Source organism: Alteromonas sp. ABH2_165 (assembly GCF_056159945.1).
This window is the reverse complement of the sequence record NZ_JBSWWF010000002.1, coordinates 403,539-422,115: the sequence shown is the minus strand read 5'-3', so window position 1 is coordinate 422,115 and position 18,577 is coordinate 403,539. Positions and strand designations below refer to the sequence as shown.

At 50.4% G+C, this 18,577-nt stretch carries 12 protein-coding genes; 2 read left to right on the top strand and 10 right to left on the bottom strand.

The window, feature by feature from the left end; translation table 11 throughout:
• Positions 1 to 222: 222 nt before the first annotated feature.
• Together ACXAFQ_RS06410 and ACXAFQ_RS06405 are read left to right on the top strand one after the other, a co-directional pair.
• On the top strand, positions 223 to 1,278 hold the full coding sequence (locus ACXAFQ_RS06410; protein ID WP_474818850.1) for a Ca2+-dependent phosphoinositide-specific phospholipase C: 1,056 nt from the start codon (positions 223 to 225) through the stop codon (positions 1,276 to 1,278).
• 36 nt (positions 1,279 to 1,314) lie between these two features.
• The gene (locus ACXAFQ_RS06405; RefSeq protein ID WP_474818849.1) at positions 1,315 to 4,065 is read left to right on the top strand and encodes a TonB-dependent receptor; all 2,751 of its coding nucleotides are present in this window, start codon (positions 1,315 to 1,317) and stop codon (positions 4,063 to 4,065) included.
• Positions 4,066 to 4,205: 140 nt separating this feature from the next.
• On the opposite strand, the gene ACXAFQ_RS06400 is transcribed toward ACXAFQ_RS06405, so the two are convergent.
• From ACXAFQ_RS06400 to ACXAFQ_RS06355, 10 genes are all read right to left on the bottom strand, one after another.
• On the bottom strand, positions 4,206 to 5,543 hold the full coding sequence (locus tag ACXAFQ_RS06400) for a type II toxin-antitoxin system HipA family toxin (RefSeq protein WP_474818848.1): 1,338 nt from the start codon (positions 5,541 to 5,543) through the stop codon (positions 4,206 to 4,208).
• Positions 5,543 to 5,938, bottom strand: coding sequence for a helix-turn-helix domain-containing protein (locus ACXAFQ_RS06395; protein ID WP_474818847.1), 396 nt, complete (start codon positions 5,936 to 5,938; stop codon positions 5,543 to 5,545). The genes ACXAFQ_RS06400 and ACXAFQ_RS06395 overlap by 1 nt, the downstream gene beginning before the upstream one ends.
• A gap of 203 nt (positions 5,939 to 6,141) precedes the next feature.
• Entirely contained in the window at positions 6,142 to 9,081 is a 2,940-nt protein-coding gene (locus tag ACXAFQ_RS06390) for a TonB-dependent receptor (protein WP_474818846.1), read from the bottom strand.
• Between the two features lie 11 nt (positions 9,082 to 9,092).
• Positions 9,093 to 10,079, bottom strand: coding sequence for a FecR family protein (locus ACXAFQ_RS06385; RefSeq protein WP_474818845.1), 987 nt, complete (start codon positions 10,077 to 10,079; stop codon positions 9,093 to 9,095).
• A gap of 69 nt (positions 10,080 to 10,148) precedes the next feature.
• Entirely contained in the window at positions 10,149 to 10,682 is a 534-nt protein-coding gene (locus ACXAFQ_RS06380) for an RNA polymerase sigma factor (protein WP_474818844.1), read from the bottom strand.
• 85 nt (positions 10,683 to 10,767) lie between these two features.
• Entirely contained in the window at positions 10,768 to 12,045 is a 1,278-nt protein-coding gene (locus tag ACXAFQ_RS06375) for a sensor histidine kinase (protein WP_474818843.1), read from the bottom strand.
• A 1-nt stretch (position 12,046) separates the two neighbouring features.
• Positions 12,047 to 12,718: a response regulator transcription factor gene (locus ACXAFQ_RS06370; protein ID WP_474818842.1), complete on the bottom strand. Its 672-nt coding sequence runs from the start codon at positions 12,716 to 12,718 to the stop codon at positions 12,047 to 12,049.
• On the bottom strand, positions 12,696 to 15,875 hold the full coding sequence (locus ACXAFQ_RS06365; RefSeq protein ID WP_474818841.1) for an efflux RND transporter permease subunit: 3,180 nt from the start codon (positions 15,873 to 15,875) through the stop codon (positions 12,696 to 12,698). The genes ACXAFQ_RS06370 and ACXAFQ_RS06365 overlap by 23 nt, the downstream gene beginning before the upstream one ends.
• The gene (locus tag ACXAFQ_RS06360) at positions 15,865 to 17,136 is read right to left on the bottom strand and encodes an efflux RND transporter periplasmic adaptor subunit (protein WP_474818840.1); all 1,272 of its coding nucleotides are present in this window, start codon (positions 17,134 to 17,136) and stop codon (positions 15,865 to 15,867) included. The genes ACXAFQ_RS06365 and ACXAFQ_RS06360 overlap by 11 nt, the downstream gene beginning before the upstream one ends.
• Positions 17,133 to 18,494 (bottom strand): TolC family protein, encoded by a 1,362-nt coding sequence (locus tag ACXAFQ_RS06355; protein ID WP_474818839.1) that lies wholly within the window; start codon positions 18,492 to 18,494, stop codon positions 17,133 to 17,135. Before ACXAFQ_RS06355 ends, ACXAFQ_RS06360 begins: the two co-directional genes overlap by 4 nt.
• Between the last annotated feature and the right edge of the window lie 83 nt (positions 18,495 to 18,577).

Here is an 18,577-nt window from a genome sequence, read left to right as displayed (position 1 = left end):
GTCCTGCATAGCCAATGCCGCCCGTTAAAACACACAAAAAATAGCGGCCCAACTCACATAGACGTGCACCTTTAAAAAACGGGGACAGAGATTTTCAAATGTCACAAAAACTTCATCTGAAATATGACAATTTGATGAATATTAATAGGTTAGCGAATTTTTGCTGTCCCCGAAATTTTGCTTTTCGCATCTTCCTCACACATGACCTGTGAGAGAAAACCAATGCGACTTTTAACTACCCTGCTTTTATCCATAGCGGCCACGCAAACAACATTTGCAGATGCGCTGACAGATTATCAATGGATTGGCTCGCACAACAGTTATAAGCAAGGCTTGCCTGCGTCGGTTTATCAGTTTTTGGCCAAAAACAATCCGCGAGCTGCCAAACAAATTAATTACGGCCATGGCACTCTTGAAGCACAGCTGGATTCCGGTTTGCGTCAGTTAGAAATTGACGTGGTGAATGACCCTACAGGCAATCAATATGACAAACCGGAACTGGCTACTCGCCTTGGCGAAACCTGGCTAAGTAATGAGGCTCAACGCGAGCTGGCACGACCGGGTTTTAAGGTACTGCATATACCTCACGTTGATGTGCAATCTCACTGCACCGGTTTTGCCGCTTGCCTGAACAAGTTAAAACGCTGGTCTGAGGCCCATGCTGACCACTTCCCTATCGTGGTACTGATGAACGCCAAAGAGAACCAGCCTTCTTTTATAAATAGCCCTGCGCCTGCGCCGTTCACCGCCGCCACTTACGACCAACTCAATGACGTCATCCGCAAAGTATTAAAAGAGGGCGTTATTACCCCTGACGATATCCGGGGTGATTTCAGCACCCTGCGTGAAGTTGTGCTCGAACGCGGGTGGCCGGACGCTGACAGCCTGCGCGGGAAATTTATTTTCGTGTTCGATGGCAACGTTGATCAGAACGCCCGCTTCATGGAAAACCATGCAGGACTAAAAGGTCGCGTGATGTTTGCCTCGTTACCAGCAAACGATGATGGCGCCGCTTTCATGATCATCAACGACCCGTTCACGCAACACACCGAAATTAAGCAGCGTGTGGCAGAGGGATTTCTGGTTCGCACCCGTGCCGATGCTGACTTCAGTGCCAGCAATGAAGACAAAACAGCGCAAAAAATGGCGGCGTTTACCAGTGGCGCGCACATGATTTCCACCGATTTTTATCTGGGTTCTCTTCAGGCAAAACGTGACGGCCACGTTGTCAGTTTTGCCGATGGCGCCCTGCGCCGGAAAAACCCGGTTTCTCAATAATTCACATTACTCAACATTAAAAAATAGGAACACACTATGACAACCACGTTTAAGAAACACGTTCTGGCGGCTTCCGTCATCAGCGTATTAGGCTCCATTTCTTCTGCTGCTGTGGCACAAGAACAAGCCAGTACAGACGACATTGAAAAAATTGAAGTGTCAGGCTTTCGTAGCTCACTCATTAAAGCAAAAGATCTGAAAAAAGATGCACTGGGCACGCAAGATACCATTCTGGCCGAAGACATTGCCGACTTCCCCAGTCTGAACCTGGCAGAATCTCTGCAGCGTGTACCGGGCGTCACCATTACCCGTGAAGCGGGTGAAGGCCGTCAAATTTCATTACGTGGTCTGAATGCAGACTTTACGCAAGTACAGTTAAACGGCATGGAAGCACTGGGCACGTCTTCTTCGCCCATGGACAGTCGTGGTACCACAAACAACTCTCGCTCTTTCGACTTCAACATTTTTGCGTCAGAACTGTTTAACCAAATCGACGTGAAGAAATCGTACTCTGCTGATATGGATGAAGGTGGTATCGGCGGTACGGTAGGTCTGCACACTGCCAAACCTTTTGATTACGATGGCTTCAAGGGTGCAATCAGTGCACAAGCGGGTCAGAACTCAAATACCGAGGACACCAGCCCGCGCATCGCGGCTCTGGTTTCGAATACCTGGGACAAGTTCGGCGCACTGTTCTCCATCGCATACAGCAACCGCGATACCAGCGAACAGGGCTATAACACCTATCGCTGGCGTCCTCGTGATGCCCAGGGTTCTGACATTTCTGCGTTATCAGCGGAAGATCAGGACGCGGTAAACAGTGGTGATTTGCGCTTCTCCCGTGGTAGCCGCTACTCGCTGTTTAACAGCGACCAAACCCGTCTGGGTGCAACGGTTGCACTGCAGTATCGTCCTACCAGCGACCTGTCGTTCGGTTTAGATGCGCTGTACGGCAAACTGGATAACAAGCGCTCTGAATTTCACCTGCAAAGCCGTGGTTCCAGCTCAACGGCGTTAGGCTGCACCGGGCCGGACTACGATGACGGCGCGCGCTACTACTGCTCTGAACTGACTGACATTGAATTCAACAGCAACAATGAAGTGGTGTACTCAGAATGGCAAAACACGGCGCTGCATTCGGAAAGTCGCGATCAAACCGCGAAAACAGAAATTACCCAATTTGTCTTCAATGCAGACTGGACAGTGAATTCTGATTTATCGCTATCTGCCCTTGCTGGTCACATGAAGAGCGAATACCAAGACAACAGCGCTAAGGTGTATCTTGAATCCTTCGGCGACATGACACTGGACTTCCGCCCAGACCGATTCTACGGCCAGAACACCTATATCAACGACTACGATCCAACTAACATCGATGAGTTCCGCTATCATGAAATTGACCTACTTGAAAACGAGGTAGAGAACAGTTTCGACGTGGCTAAAATTGATGCCGATTTGTTTCTCAATGATATCAGCAGCGTGAAGTTCGGGTTGTCGTATAAGAAGTTCAAACACATGGACAACTACCTGCAAACCGACAACCTGCTGCGCAGTGAATGGCAGTCGGGTGAAGTGTCTGACATAGTAGACCCAACCACGGTGTACGTGAATAACGGGCACGAACGTCAGTCGTGGCTGAGTACAGATGTGAACGCTGTGCTCGCCGACTTCAATATCGACCGTAATGGCACCATGAGCCGCACGCCAAACAATGTGGAAGAAGAAACCAAAGCAGCGTACGCGCTTTACGATCTGAACATGCTGCTAGGCGATACCGAGCTTCGTGCAAACTTTGGTGTGCGTTACTATGAAACAGAAATTGCGTCTACCGGCCTGGTTAACGACACCAACTATGTCACCATTGAAAGTGACTACGATGGCTTCCTGCCAGCGATGAACCTGGCCTGGTATGCCACCGACAATCTGGTATTGCGCGCCAGTGCGGGTAAGAACCTGACTCGCCCAACGCTAAATAACCTGGCCGTTGGCGGTAGCATCAACACCGATCCGCTGGCCGGTTCAAGCGGCTTGTCAATCAGCTCTGGTAACCCGTCACTGCAGCCATTCGAAACCCTGAACATGGAAACCGGCGTTGAATACTACTTTGATGACGTAGGCTACGCAGCGCTGTCTTACTTCCGCAAAGACATCGACAACTTTATCGCCACCACCACCATTCCTACACCTTACGGTGAAACCGGTTATCCTTCTGCCCTGATTGAAGGCGCGGTAGACGAAAACGGTGTGGCGCAGTCTGCCAGCACGCTGTACAACGTGTCACAGCCACAGAACCTGGAAGACAGTGATTTCAGCGGTTGGGAAGTGGCGTTTCAGCGTGATTTCGACTTCCTGCCAGCACCGTTTGATAAACTAGGCGCGATTGCCAACTACACCTATGCGGATGGCGAATCGGTACACAATGTTCTGGTAGACGGCGAAAACGTGCAGGTATCCCGACCGTTCTATGGACTGTCGAAAAATACCTATAACCTAACAGTTTACTACGAAACAGAAACCTGGGGTGCCCGCGTATCTGCAGCCCATCGTGATGACTACCTGACACAGGTAGAAACGTCCAGTGACGATCAGGATGAAGCGGGTTTCCACGGCACCACTTACTATGACTTCTCGGCGTTCTACAACATTAACGAGAAACTGAAAGTGAGCCTGGAAGGCATTAACCTGAGCGATGAGCGTGAAGAGCAGTACTCTGACTCTGATGACCGCCTGTACAACACCACATTAAGTGGCCGTACGGTGTACCTGGGCGTGACTTACGTCATGTAAGGTTTCATTGAAAAACCCAAAAGGGCCGGTTTCACGGCCTGAAAGCAAAAACGGGATCGCAAAGATCCCGTTTTTCTCTTCCAGCCAAGCTATGACCCAACATTAAATGTATGGACATCGAACCATTATCATTGTTTCAGTTATAAATGTTCACCTAAGTATAGGCGATGTGCTTTTCCCACTTCTGCCACAAATTCATTCATATCACCAAAGGCGACCAAACCGGAGCGTTCCGCGTAATACGGCCAATTTGAAACGACCTTAACCACCGATTCCACCATTTTCTTAGCTTTCGCAGTTCCAATATCAGCAAAACGCGCTACAGCGACTAGATCGTCTAACTGAATATCCCGTGTTTTACCATTTACGGTCATTTGATGCTTACTCGTCCATCCCGCGCCATTACTGTAGGTAATGTCGTAAGCTGGCGATAACCGCCAAGCACCAGACTGGTCCATTAAAAATGAAATATTCTTTGTATGATCATCCTGGTTAACAGTCACTACGTTGAACACCATACGTAAATAGAACTGTTTAATTTCTTTTGCTGATAAGCCCAATTCACGCATGACTCCTATTGCCTGTTCATAGGAATAACCGCCAGATACGTTAAAGTCGTAATGAGCCAAACCACACAGCGATTGCATATGAATTTTGTCACCGCCACTGATCCTATCAAAGCGCTTAGTCATAAAGTGAGAGCGCCCATTTTCTTCAAACAGACGACATTCATTCATTTCAATACCAGCATCTAAGGCCATCAAATAATACGCGTATTCAAGCAGTCCAAAGCCTTTCGGATCAGAAAGTAACTCTTTATCTTTATTCCCATCTACACCATCGAACTTTAATAAGTAGTATTCGAAACCTTCACCTGCAGGAGCCTGACCAGTTTTAATTTCATTGGTTTCTTTGTTCCACGCGACAACCGCTTTTGCTCGCGCACCACCAGCCGATGTACCAACTAAGATGATTTGCTCGACAATATCCCGTCGCGCATCATGATTTTCGTGCTCAAACGACGTGTTTAGTTCTGTCTTTTCTTGAAGAGCCTTGTTCGCCAAACTGACAAGCTCACTCAACTGAATTTCTGATACACCTTCTTTGAACTCACCGAGAGCGGGCCTAAATTCCAAACCTCCCATACCACGAGAGCCGATATAACAAAGACGCTCTATAGGACTAAATGATTTCGGATCGCGAGAATTACGCTCTAACCACTGGTCAATTAGCCGATTACCAAACTTATCAGGTAAGCTATCAGCTAACATTCCAGGTAAACCTTTAAAGGTTTCTTCTGACAAATCACCAAATGAATAAGACTTACTGCTCAACGGCATCTTCAGCGGCGACAATTCTATCCCTGAACGCTGAAAGTGTTCTGAATATTCAAAGTAACCCAATCCTTTTTGCCAAATCACTGAACCAATCAATGTATCCCAAAGATACACATCAGCTTTTTCGATGACTTCAGCCATTACTTGTCCTTGTTTCCGTGTAAATCTTGGATCTTTTTATTCCACTCGAAACCCGCTACTCGCTCATTCTTATTTTTTGCCTTTGATACGCGCTTACGTTTCTCATTTCTTGTTGTTAACAACGACGCTGACTTAATTGGTGGCTCCGGCATAAAATTATCTATTTCATGCAACTTGCCCAAGGCACGCATTACAGCCAACATTTTTAAAATACCAACGCTTCGCTTACCACCCTCTAAGCTCTGCACAGTTGACACATTCACGCCAGCTCTGTCGGCCAACTCTTGCTGCTCAAGCCCTTCATTAAGACGTACTTGTAAGAATCGCTTACCTATCATTTCGAGGATCGCTGCATTACTTTTTCTGTCGAGTTCCATAATAATGTTAATACTCATTATTGTGTGTGAATACTGGCATTATAGTGCAGAAAAGCACTATTACTCTAGAATTATAACATTGTAAAAAAGCATTATTATGACATTAAAGTTGCATTATATTGTTTTTTTACAATATTAAGAAACAGCCGACAGAAGCTACGTCGCGTGCCTATGGCGAGTAAAATTTAATGTATTCGTGTTTGGCCAGCTATAAATGCAAACTAAAAACGATACGTTACGCCAACGTAGTAATCTCGCCCGCTTAGCGTGGTGTTGTAAGGGCGGTGAGAGGAATCGGAATACTGAATTTCCCGTTGATTGGTGAGATTTGTAGCTTCCAGGCGCAATTCCCAGTTATCCGCCACATACCAGGCAATAACGGCATCAACATACACACTTTCTTCGAAGCCGGTCTCGTCTTCATCCTGCAATGTCTGGCTATCAACCCTTGCGAGATAATCGTCGCGATAGGTAGCTGAAAGACGAATACTTAAATCGTAGCTTTCCCAGTAAGCAGTAATGTTCGCCAGCCAGGGGGATAGAAACGGCAAGCTTTTCACCGACAGCGCTTCGCCGGTATTGGCATTATGGTAAGTGAGATCGCCTTCGGTGTAACTCACATTTCCCACCACACCCAGATGGTATTGAGGCGACCAGGGCCAGGACGTCTCAAGCTGAACACTGGCCTCTACACCGTAAAGCCAGGTTTGCTGGGCATTCTGTGCCGTCACCAGTGTAACACTGTCGCTCGCAGATAGCGAAAGCAACTCCTCATATTCCGGAAGTTGGCTGATGAGTAAGTTGTCACTTACATACACTATGTAGTCATCCAGAAACTTTGTAAAGGCGCTCACTGCAAACCGATTCGTGTCGGAAAGATATCGCTCCCAGGCCACATCGATGTTGTAAGCACTGTAGGGTTTCAGGCTGTCGTTATAGCCATAGAGCGTATTTTCTTCGCTGTCATAGCGTACAGTCGCGGCCAGATCATCTAACTGCGGGCGGCCCAGCGTTTTACTCACACTCAGGCGCAATGTGTTGTTTGCGGCTAAACGATAACGCAGATTCACCGCAGGTAACCAATGGACGTGACGCAGTGTGCGGTTGCGGGCGAACTCGCTGTCAGAATCACTGATGCGGGTTTGTTCGCTTTCAATGCGTAAGCCTGCATCCAGCAGCCAGTTTCCCCAATCTGTGCTGAATGACGAATACAGCGCCAGGCGCTGCTCGATGATGTCGTCTTGTTCGGTGCTATATTCACTTTCAGCGGCAGCATGGGTGCCCTTCAGTGCACTTACCTCATTGGGCAATCCAAAATAACCAAATATCGCGTTGGTATTGAGTGTCAGCCAGTTCAGCTTAGGATGAGCAGTGAGAGGGGTGCTGTAGCTTTCAGGCACCGTGCTGTCTCGTTGCCCGCTTGCCCAGTCTGCAGACAGGAGATCCTGAATATCATAGAAATCGGTCTGATTGCGAAAATGAACCAGCTCAAGGCCGGTCTTCCAGGTCGTGTTATCCGTCGGCTTGTAAGCTAATGTATAGCGGGCGTTGAAAAAATCCGTGGCGGCGAAATAGGCTTCGGCGTCCAGTTCCTTCATTTGCCAGAAAGTGGGTTGTGTCAGAGCGTCCTGATAGGTGATGTCCGCAAAGCGAGCGTCGTGGCGATAATCCACCGTGATATCGGTTTCCCCTTCCATGTAGGCCTTGTTGCTGCGGGGCATATCGTAACGGGCGTGCTCCCAGCCAATCACACCGCTACCGGTTAGCGCCTGTGCCCAATGATGCTCAACATTCATCACCCACTGATTGTAAATGGTGGCCACTTGTTGATAACGACTTTCCGTTCCCACCTGAGCCTGTTCATAGGCCGCATAAATCAGTTCGTTCTGGTCGTTCACAGCGGCATCAACGATACGGGTTTCCCCTTCAATCACCGGAGTCGAATTAAAGCCTCGGGGATACAAGTGATATTCGTATCGCTCACCAGCCAAACGTCCGTGCAACCAATCCAGGGTAACGTGGGCAAAGTCGGTTTTATATTCAATGGAGGCTCCCACTCCGGCGCGGTCCATGTCACTCTGCCATACCGAGTAGCGATTCCCCCGAGGTATGGTTAACTCGCCATTTTGCCATGCACTGGCAAGCGCTGTGGGTAAGGCGGAGATATCCGCCCCATCAGGCGGAATACTGCGCCACCGAAAGGTATTTGCGCCCATTTCCTGATAAGAACGGGTGCCGTAGGCCACAGAGAACAATGCGCCCCAGTGACCACGGGCATTCGACACCATGGCAGATACCCGCTTCGATAATACGTCGGTAAACTGGTTTTCACCGGTTTGGGCAGACAGGTTCCAGTGTAAACCGGGGTGGTCGAAAGGGTGCGCGGTTTTAAGCGCCACAATGCCTGCCATTCCCCCTGTGGGTAATTCAGCATCGTAGGTTTTCAGCACTTGTATTTCACTGAACAAATCAGTGGCAAACAAATTCAGATCGAAAGAGCGGTCCCGCTGCTTCTGAAGTCTGCTATCCATGGGCGAATCGTTGTTTGCCAACACTGTCATGCCGTTCAGGGTAACCAGGGTGAAATCCGGGTTGAGCCCCCGCAGCATGATTTGACGGCCTTCCCCGGCTTCACGGGTAATCGACATGCCGGGAATTCGCTGCATCGATTCAGCCAGGTTGCGGTCTGGATAACTGGCAATATCGTTTGATGCAATCACATCGGAAATCACGTGATTCTCACGCTTACGCTGACGGGAGACATCCAGCGAAGCCCGTAATCCGGTAACTGCCACCTCTTCAATAGGCGCTTGGGGGAGCGATTCATCTGCCGGACTAATCACGATACCCTCGGCGGTGATGCGGTATTGCAATCCCGCGGGATGTAGCAGCGCTTCTAAGGCTTGCGGCAAGGTAAACTGGCCATTCAACGCTGGGGTGCTCATGGCCGTATTAACTGCAGCGTCAGTGACAAAAGACTGACCAAACCGCTCAGAGAGCGCGCGCAAGCTGTCTTTAAGCGGTTGGGATGCAATAAAAACAGGAACAGGAGACGGTGAAGAAACCGCAGCGCTGGCGGGTAAGGCAATGCACAAACCTGTCACCACCGCGATGGCAGTGAACGAGAAGCGAGATAGCGTTAACGGCTTAAACACTTTCACAACCCGCCCTGCTAGTCGGACACCGTTATGACGTAGGCGTCATCCTTTTCTACCAGTGAAAGCCCACCTGAATGCGCCAACAATCGCAGGCTTTTCGCTGCTTCATTAAGATTAAACCGTCCGCTAATGCGTTGGTTACCGTTCCCTACCACGTGCACCGGCTTATTCAGATAGCGGGACAATTGCTCGGTTACGATGCCAACAGGCTGATTATCTGCATCTAGCCAACCACTTCGCCATTCCGGCAACAAACTGTCGTCGATTCGGAATGTACGGTGCCAGTTGCCATCTTCCAGGATCACGCCCTCGCCTTTCACCAGCGTGAGCGACTTGTCAGCAAACACACGAACAACCCCCTCGTACACTCTGATCACGGTTTGATGCGCTAGTTTATCTATATCGAACGCGGTGCCGACGACCTGCACCTTGGTGGTATCGACATTAACTACGAAGGGGCGCTCCGGAGCATGAGCAATATCGAAATAAGCCTGTCCCTGGGTAAGACTCACTTCACGCAACGCCTGCGTGTGATTCACCTGCAATGATGAATTGCCGCTCAGATAGACCACCGAGCCATCTCGCAACACGGCCGATTCAGGTGAGCCTGCGTGTGTTTCGACAGACAGTGTCTGAGCCTGAGCAACGGCCACTGGCGACTCTGTTTGCACGGTATTGTTGTGTTGTAACCCCAGCCAAATAACCAGTACTGCCGCCACCGCCATACTGGCCGCAATGGCAAACCACGGGCGCGCTGTACGGCGTATTTCGACGACGTCAGGCACAATGGTGGTTGTTTTATCGTGGCGCTGTCGACTGGCTAGCTGTATTGCTGCCGCTGCCACCTCAGGCTGGCCAATCGCCGCTGCAATGCGCGTGAAAGCTTGTTGATGTTCAGGCACAGCAAGCCACAGCGACAATTCAACCTTGCCCTGTTCGTCCAGTTCATCAAAGCGATCAAACCAGTCTGCGGCCTGATCTAAATGATCTGCGTGTGTCATCTGTGCCTCTGTTACTTACATTCAATTATATAGATGGTGATTTTATGCATTCGGGGACAAAAAGAATGATTATTCTGCAGATTCTGTCCAACCCGCTTCTTCCAGTTTGAGCGTCAGCTCTACCATGGCCCGGGTAAGGTGCTTTTTCACCGCTTCCACACTCAAATCCAGCGCGGCGGCGATATCGTCCCGGCTCATACCGTCTACTCGCCGCATAACAAAAACGTCCCGGCGTAACGGCGACATTTGTGCCAATACGGTTTCAATAAAAGCCAGTTTACTCGCGTTGTGATAATGGGTTTCGGGACTGTCGTTGGCGGCTTCCAGTTCTTCATTCTGCCAGTCCACGGCATTCGGCACGGCTTTACGCTGAAAATCATACAGCACCGACTTCGCCACGGTAATCATGTAGGCAAGTGGATTTTCCAGTTCGGCGAAGCGCACACTTTTACTGGTGCGCAGCAGGGTTTCCTGCAGCACGTCTTCGGCTACCACCGGATCATTGGTAAGCCCGCGGATAAACGCTTTTAACGCGCTGCGGGACTGAACGGCTGCCGGGTCGGTAATGCCCTGCCAGTCAGCCGGAGAGTTGCTTTCGTTCAATGTTGCCTTCGCTGCAGAAGATGAGAGATGACAACATTAATGCAGATTTATGACAGTGGGATGATACTCAAACAGCAAACTTCAATCATGAGAGCACAATACGCACTTCGCAGCCATCGGAAGTAAAACGGTGCTGATAGGTCCATTCCAGTTTGGCCGTTACCCTTTTCACTAAATCCAAACCAAGCCCGTAACCTAGCTCGTTGCCTGTGGTTGTGTCATCACACTGATCGGTATTGTCTTCACGATTATTGATGGTCAGCGTTTGGCCGCACTGGCGAATGATAACCGTGCCGCTTTGGGTATGTTGGAATGCGTTACGAATAAGGTTGCCGCACACAATGCGAAGCGCCGTACGCGGGATAGAGCAAACGGCCTCATCCGTAGCGAGTTCCACCTGCACCTGCTTTCCGATTAGCAGGTATTGTAAGTCCTGCACCAGTGTAGACAGCATTTTGCCTGGCTGAATTTCAGAGATAACCAGATCGTCGTGGTCCTGTCTGCTCAGCCACAGCAGAGTTTCGGTGAGGTCGGTCATGGTGTGCGAAGCGTGGTCAATCCGTCGTATGGCATTGCCGCCTTTTGATGGCCCCTTCTCTTCCAGCTTATGTAGCAATTCCACACTGGAACGAATCACCGCAATAGGGGTGCGAAGTTCATGGCTGGCGTGGGAAACAAATTCTCGTTCCCTCACCAATCCTTCCCGCACGTGTTGCAGGCTGGAATGGACAATACCCGCCAACTCGTTGAGCTCCTGGTATTTAAATTCCGGTACAGGTTGCTCCAGAGTTTGCTCGTTAAGCCCCTGCGCCCATAAACGTAATCGTTCTACCGGTTTGGACACACTACGCAGCAGGATCATCAGCACGCCCGCAAACAATATCAGTACCACCAGACCTAACAGCATAGACCAGCCCTCGTGGGACAGGATGTACCTCGGCTCATCTTCTAATCGCAACGTACCAAACACCTGCGCCACATATCTGTCGGGATGAATGCCTCTGCGATCAACCACTTTCACCACAAACATTGCGCTCGTAGGGCGGAAAAAAATAAATGATCGCTCCACTTCCTTATACAAGTGAAAAGGGCGAAGCGTGTCGGGGTTAAATTTTGATTTAACGCTTTCGGGCAAATCGTTCCAGTCGGCAGCAATAATATAGCTCAGTACTTCCTGTGGCTTACCTGGCTCGACCCTGGTCTGTCTGGCTGCATCCACCATAGTGCCGCGCATAACGCCATCCATACCGGCAAAAAAATTCATCATTGCGAGTACGCTGAAACCAGAAATGACCACGGTTCCCATTACCAGCAAAGCAATGAGAATATAGCGTCTTAAACTCAGGCTGAAGCCACGAACCATATTATTGTGCTCCGGAAACTAATCTAAAACCCACACCGGTAGCGGCTTGTACGTCCAGGCCGCTGTCTTTCCCCAGTGCTTTTCTCAAGTGGTGAATATGTACCTTCAGGCTGTTGGAGTCTGGTCGGTTTTCTCCCCACACCGCCTGAGAAAGCATTTCCCTGGATACCGGCGCAGGGTAAGCCCGCACCAGTTGTTCAAGAACAATAAACGCGGTGGGGCTCATCTTTATCGGCTCGCCTGCCAACGTAGCCGTTTTTCCGTTCACGTCTACGCAAAGTTCACCACATCGCAGCTGCTTTACCTGTCCGCTTCGTCGTAGCGATAGCGCCTGCAAACGTGCCACCAGCTCAGCCATGGCGAACGGCTTTACCAGATAATCATCGGCCCCTTTAGCAAACCCGGCCAGCTTGTCATCTAGCTGGTCCCGTGCGGTGAGCATGATAACCGGAGTATCATTGCCCTTTTCACGCAGCTTCTCGCAGACCGACAAGCCATCCAGTCGGGGCAAATTGATATCCAGAATGACCACGGCATATTCGTTTTCCTCCAGAAAATTCAGTGCGGCCACGCCGTTACTGGCATGATCACAGTCAAAGTCTTCCAGTGCCAGATAATCAACAATGTTCCCGGCTAAATCGAAATCATCTTCAACCAGCAGTAATGTGGTCATTGCGGTCTCCAAACCGTTTTCCAATGGCATGCTTAAGTGACAGCAGACCACGTTTGGCATCTTCGTTAATCAGCACCAGTGCAGGAATAAGCAACAAGGTGATGACAGTGGCAAACAGAATACCATAACCTAACGATGCCGCCGCAGGGATCAGGAACTGGGCCTGACGTGAGGTTTCACCAAGAATAGGATACAACCCGGCGAAGGTGGTTACCGATGTCAGCAGAACGGCCCGCAAGCGGCTACTGCAAGATTCGACAATAGCGTCTTGCACACCTTGCCCCATGCGGCGCAGTTCATTGAACCGGGAAACCAGTAACAATGAGTCATTCACCACTACCCCGCTGAGGGCGAGAATGCCGTTCAATGAAAGCAAGCTCATCATCAGTCCGTTACTCCAATGACCGAGAATAGCCCCAACGATGCCAAAGGGAATGGCGGTCATGATGATTAGCGGCTGTATGTACGATTTCAATGGAATGGCTAGGAGTGAATAGATCGCAATCAGCGCCAGGATGAACACCGTTTCCATAGAGCTCTGGGTTTCTTCCTGTTGCTCGGCTTCACCGGCAAAGTGAATTTTAAGATCGGCATACTGACGCTCAAGCTTCGCCGCCAAACCTTCGTTCAACTGTTGCACTAGCTCTGTAGACGTGACCGTATCACTAACAACCGACGCAGAGACAGTAAGCGCTCGCAAACCATCAATCCGTGTGATTTGTTTCTGCTGGCTATCTGGGATGATTCTGGCGACCACATCCAGTGGTACCACTGTACCATCGTCCAAACGCACACGGGCGTTAAGAATATCTGCGGGGTTAGAACGATCGGCTTCCGGGTAACGTACCCGCACTTTCACCTCGTTCTTGTCGCGCAGATAACGCTGAACAATTTCACCACCGAATGCCCGCAGTAATTGCTGTGAAAGGCTTTTGGTATCCATACCCAGCGCGCGGCCCTGGGGCGTTAGTTCAAAGCGCAGCATGGCTTCACCGGGTGTGAGTGAACTTTCCACACTGTGAACCCCCTCGATACTGGCGAGCTCTTCACGAAAAGCCGCTTCAGCCGCGTTCAGGGTGTCGTTACTGATACTTTTCAGCTCAACCTGGAAGGCACTTACCATCTCGCGGCGGGATTGAATTTTAAGTTGCTTCACCCCTTCCGGGTTCCCTGCCAGTTCACGCCACTTACTTGCCAGCTCGTCCAGTGTGTAAGGCTTGTCCTCTGAAAGAAACACGGTCAGGCTACCACTTTGGTCACCAGAGGCGGTAACCTGCAGGTTACCAATACCCGAACCTTCAAGACCATGCTTTTCCATCAAAAAAGCGTCGGCCTGATTGAGGGTATTTTCAAGGCGGGTAAGGTTCTTCTCATTCTGACCATAACTGGCATCGCTCTGTAAGGTCATGGTAGCGGATACCGTGTCACCCGGCATGCTGGGGAAAAAGCCGACCCGCACAATACCGTTCATAGGCATGCCAATCACCAGAATAAACAGGGCAATGAACAGCATTACCGAGGCATAGCGATACTGAATCGCTTTTTTCAACGCAGGCTGATACATGCGCTCGTTGAAGAAAGACAGTCCCCGATCGGCACCGCGCTGCACTTTACCCCACAAGTCAGCAATGCCTTTTTTCGGCTTTCTGTGTGTGGGCAAGTGTGCAAGGTGAGCCGGTAGAATGAGCTTAGATTCAACCACCGACAGTAACAGACAAATCGTGACAATCATACCGAACTGAGAATACAGCTTCCCTAATCCGCCTTCCACGTTCGACAACGCAAAGAACGTCGCCACCGTGGTTAACACACCAAATAAGGTAGGCACAGCAACCCGTAAGGTGCCTTTAATCGTGTTGCTCAACGTATCGCCGTATTTCTGCCGGGTGGAGTATACGCTCTCCCCCACCACTACGGCGTCATCCACCACAATCCCCAGGGCCATTATGAAACCAAACGTGGTCATTTCATTAATGGTCATGCCTGCAAAATCGTCGGTCATGAAAAACAGTGTGCCGAAGAAGATAAACGGCAAGCCTGCCGCAACCCAGAACGCCACGCGTAAGTTCAGGAATATTGCCAGTGTTATGAACACCAGAATAATGCCCGACATGGCATTTTTAGTGAGCAGAGAAAGGCGGTCGGTGATCATAGAGCTGCTGTCGTACCAGGTTTCCAGCTCGACACCTTCAGGCAGTAAATCGCGCTCGTGCCAGTCGGCAACGACCTGCTTCGCCTGTTCAACCATGTTGACCACGTCACCGTTTTCGTCCATCACGATCTCGATACCGTAGCCGTTCACGCCGTTATAACGGGCCAGCGAATAGCTATCGTCGGCAAACATATCGGTGACTTTGGCTACATCGCCCACGGTAAGATAGGTGCCGTTGTCATTGGCTACCAGCGGAATACTGGCAAAGTCTTCGGCATAATAGGCTTGTTCAGACGCCTTAAGACGGATGACTTTCTCTTTATTCCGCAGGCTAGTGGTCAGGGCGGTAGCCGACTCCTGATTAATTGCATCAGCAATGTCGGACATGGTGATCCCATAAGCCTGCAACTTCGCTTCATCAATTTCGATGGACATCATCGGGTCGATAAAATTAGGGGTACTGACTTCGCGAATACCGTCTTTGGCCAGTAATTCTCGTTCCAGGCGCTCGCCCAGTTGTTGCAGGGTGGCGCGGTCGGTATCGCCGTATAACTCAACCCAGATCACATGCTCCTGACGACGCCCTTTCGAAATCACCGCTTTTTCTGCATCTGACGGGAAATTGTAGATACTGTCGACTTTGGTTTTCACATCGGTTAGCAGCGTATCGAGGTCGTAGTCACTTTCCTTCTCAACCTGCACACTGGCGCCGCTGGCAGATGAGGTAGACGTGATCCGCTTAATGCCTGGCACAGATTCGAGCGCATTCTCGATATTAATCGCAATGCCCTCTTCCGCCTGCTCGGCATCACCACTGTCGTAGGTCATGGACACGGTAATAAAACGGGGGTCCATGCTTGGGAATGCCTCTTTGCGGATATCGCTCAACGACGCAATACCCACCACAATCATTGTCAGCATCAGCAGGTTAGCGGCTACCGGGTTACGGGCAAACCAGCCAATGATACCGCCGTTATTAATAGCGCCGCCGTTATTATTGTCCATCAGACGCCTCCGATACCGGCATTACTTTTGTGTTCACCAAGTAACTGTTGAGCGGGCGCACGACAACTTTCGCCATATCCATACCTTCCACCGGGGTGATAAAGGCGTGACCGCCTTCCATAAACAGTACTGACGGGGTAAATTTATCCAGTGTGTTGTTATCGGTGACGAACCAAACTTCCTGCTTCTGGGAAATCGCCGTAGACGGAATTTGCCACACGTCATCCCACACGCGACCAGTGATTTTCGCCACCACATAAGTGCCGAAATAAAGCGGTGTAGATTGCTCAAGAGGTTTTTCCACACGTACAACAGCGCTACGCTGGCGCGACGTGGTATCAAGATGTTGCTCCACACGCTCAACCACACCCTGCCATTGAGTAAGCCCGTCCATGTCGGTGAGCGTTACCGGCCACTGCTGCTGTTTAAGCGAGCTTGCAGGCGGCAGGTTGTTCCACTGACTAGCAGAAAGCGGCACAGAGATTTCGGCGATATCCGTAGCGTACAAGCCTGCGACTTCAGCACCAGACTGAACAAAACTGCCAGGCTGAATACTTCTGCTCACCACCACACTGTTAAACGGAGATGTAATTTCCGTATAAGCCAGGTCGCGCTTTGCCTGCGTCAAGGCTTCACTGGCTTGCTTCACTGCTGCCTCGGCGGCAGCCAGTTGCGGCTCGCGCAATACCAGCGCAGAGGAAGGCTCGCCATCCAAACCCGAACGCTGCCATTCAGACAAAGCCTGCTTGCCTTGTAATCGCTCTTCTTCCAAGGCAACTTTTGCCTCTTCCAGCGCGGCGCTGGCTGCAGCAACCGCTTGTTTGTAGTCGGTATCGTCGATGGTTGCAAGGATGTCGCCTTCACTGAACTGTACGCCGGTTTCAAAATTATCAGCCAGTGACTGAATGCGCCCTGCTACTTGCGCAGATAAAGTAAGATTGAACTGTGGATTCACCTGGCCGTAACCTTCCACATTGGCCTGATGCGAGCGGCTTACTACATTCACCACACCCACCTCAGGTACGGTCGCTTCCTGTGCGCCCATAGGTGAACGAGAAGGTGTTGCTGGACGAGAAGGTGTTGCTTCACGTTCGGGATTTTGTGAATCCGGCTCAGCGTTCGGCTGGGAAGATTCGGGTTTACCGCCAGGGGCAGACGGTGGTCCTGGCGGCTGCGACGAGCCACCTACCACTTGTAACGACAGGAAAATCACCGCTGCCGCAGCAAGGGTGACAATTATAGTTTTACGTTTCTGACTCATGACGATACTCCAAGGCCCAGCGCCAGGCCCAGGTCAATGCGGTTTGATAATTGATTGCGTTGCAGTTGTACCAACTGCGCTTCCAGCGAATAGGTGGTTTGGGTGACCGAGAGGTAATCGAGTATGTCGCTCAAACCCTGACGGTACTGGCTGGTGTAGTTGTCCAGGCTACGTCTGGCGTTCTGATACGCCTGACGGGTGTGCTGTTGCTGGTGCTGGTAGGTGGTTTCCAAATCCAGTGCCGATTGCACTTCCTGTACGGCAGTCAGCAGAGTTTGTTGATAACCCCACCAACTGTTCAGGGTATCCAGTTCTGCCAGTTTGATATTGGCTCGCAGTTCACCACCTTGGAATAGTGGCGCAGTTACACTGCTTAACAGACTCCATACCGGATCTTTAAACAATGCTAACGCTGGCGTGCCGCCACTGTCACTGAGTGAACCAGAAATACTTAATGAAGGAAGCAGTTGTTTATACGCGACTTTCTCAGAGGACTCATTCGCTTTTATCTGATAATACGCTGCCATTAGGTCCGGCCGGCGGGCCAAATCCTGTTCGGGCATGGTTGCCAGTGGCAATATCACTTCCGGGAACTGACTGGCATCACTAATATCGCTTAGCGACATATCGGTTCTGCCCAGCAACACCGCCAGTGAACGCCGTGAATTCGCCAGGTTGTATTCGTATTCTGCAATATTTGCGCGAGAAGTCGCGCTGCTGGTACGGGCGGTGTCTAAATCGCTCAAGGTGCCAAGACCTGCCCGGTAGCGCGCCAGAATCACACTTTCGCTGTTTTCCAGCGTAGCGAGGTTTCTTCGCTCAATTTCCAACACTTTTTGCTGTGTTATTACGTCAAGATAAGCCTGCATCACGCTGGCTGCTAATGTCGCTTGCGCCGACTGCAGTGCGGCGGCATTGCTCTGAGAAGTGAATTCAGCTGCACTCACACTGTTTCCAATGCGATTCCACACATCAAGTTCCCAGCTTACATTCAGTGCAGCGCTATACACGTCTTCCCCGTTCTCAGATTTTGAGCCCGACAATGAGGTTGATGCCTGCGGCAGTCGGGATGCGTTAGCCGAGGTTTCCCGCACCCGGGATTGCTTCAAGGTGATCAGCGTTTGTTGCAATCCGGGGTTATGCAGCAAGGCTTCGTCGATTAGATGCTGCACTTGTGCAACCGGCATTAACTCAACAAGACTGGTTGTTCTTTTGGCATTCGACTGCTCGAGGCCCCAGCTTTCACCGGTGTTAAGGCTTTCCAATGCCTGCTCACTGTAATGGGTTTCGGATTGACTGGCGCAGCCGCTTAGAAGGCAACTGATGCCGATTGCCAGCATCGACAGTTTAACGTTCATGACGCATCTCTTATTACTCTGATGATCTCAGAATAACGCGGGGAGGGTTAACGACGGGTTAACGCGCAAATTGAAACGTAAAA

Excerpts from the sequence above, each read along its gene's own strand:
- ACXAFQ_RS06385 (WP_474818845.1), bottom strand. The coding sequence starts at position 10,079 with ATGACACACGCAGATCATTTAGATCAGGCCGCAGACTGGTTTGATCGC.
- ACXAFQ_RS06365 (WP_474818841.1), bottom strand. The coding sequence starts at position 15,875 with ATGGACAATAATAACGGCGGCGCTATTAATAACGGCGGTATCATTGGC.
- ACXAFQ_RS06400 (WP_474818848.1), bottom strand. The coding sequence starts at position 5,543 with ATGGCTGAAGTCATCGAAAAAGCTGATGTGTATCTTTGGGATACATTG.
- ACXAFQ_RS06375 (WP_474818843.1), bottom strand. The coding sequence starts at position 12,045 with ATGGTTCGTGGCTTCAGCCTGAGTTTAAGACGCTATATTCTCATTGCT.
- ACXAFQ_RS06370 (WP_474818842.1), bottom strand. The coding sequence starts at position 12,718 with ATGACCACATTACTGCTGGTTGAAGATGATTTCGATTTAGCCGGGAAC.
- ACXAFQ_RS06395 (WP_474818847.1), bottom strand. The coding sequence starts at position 5,938 with ATGAGTATTAACATTATTATGGAACTCGACAGAAAAAGTAATGCAGCG.
- ACXAFQ_RS06355 (WP_474818839.1), bottom strand. The coding sequence starts at position 18,494 with ATGAACGTTAAACTGTCGATGCTGGCAATCGGCATCAGTTGCCTTCTA.
- ACXAFQ_RS06410 (WP_474818850.1), top strand. The coding sequence starts at position 223 with ATGCGACTTTTAACTACCCTGCTTTTATCCATAGCGGCCACGCAAACA.
- ACXAFQ_RS06405 (WP_474818849.1), top strand. The coding sequence starts at position 1,315 with ATGACAACCACGTTTAAGAAACACGTTCTGGCGGCTTCCGTCATCAGC.
- ACXAFQ_RS06360 (WP_474818840.1), bottom strand. The coding sequence starts at position 17,136 with ATGAGTCAGAAACGTAAAACTATAATTGTCACCCTTGCTGCGGCAGCG.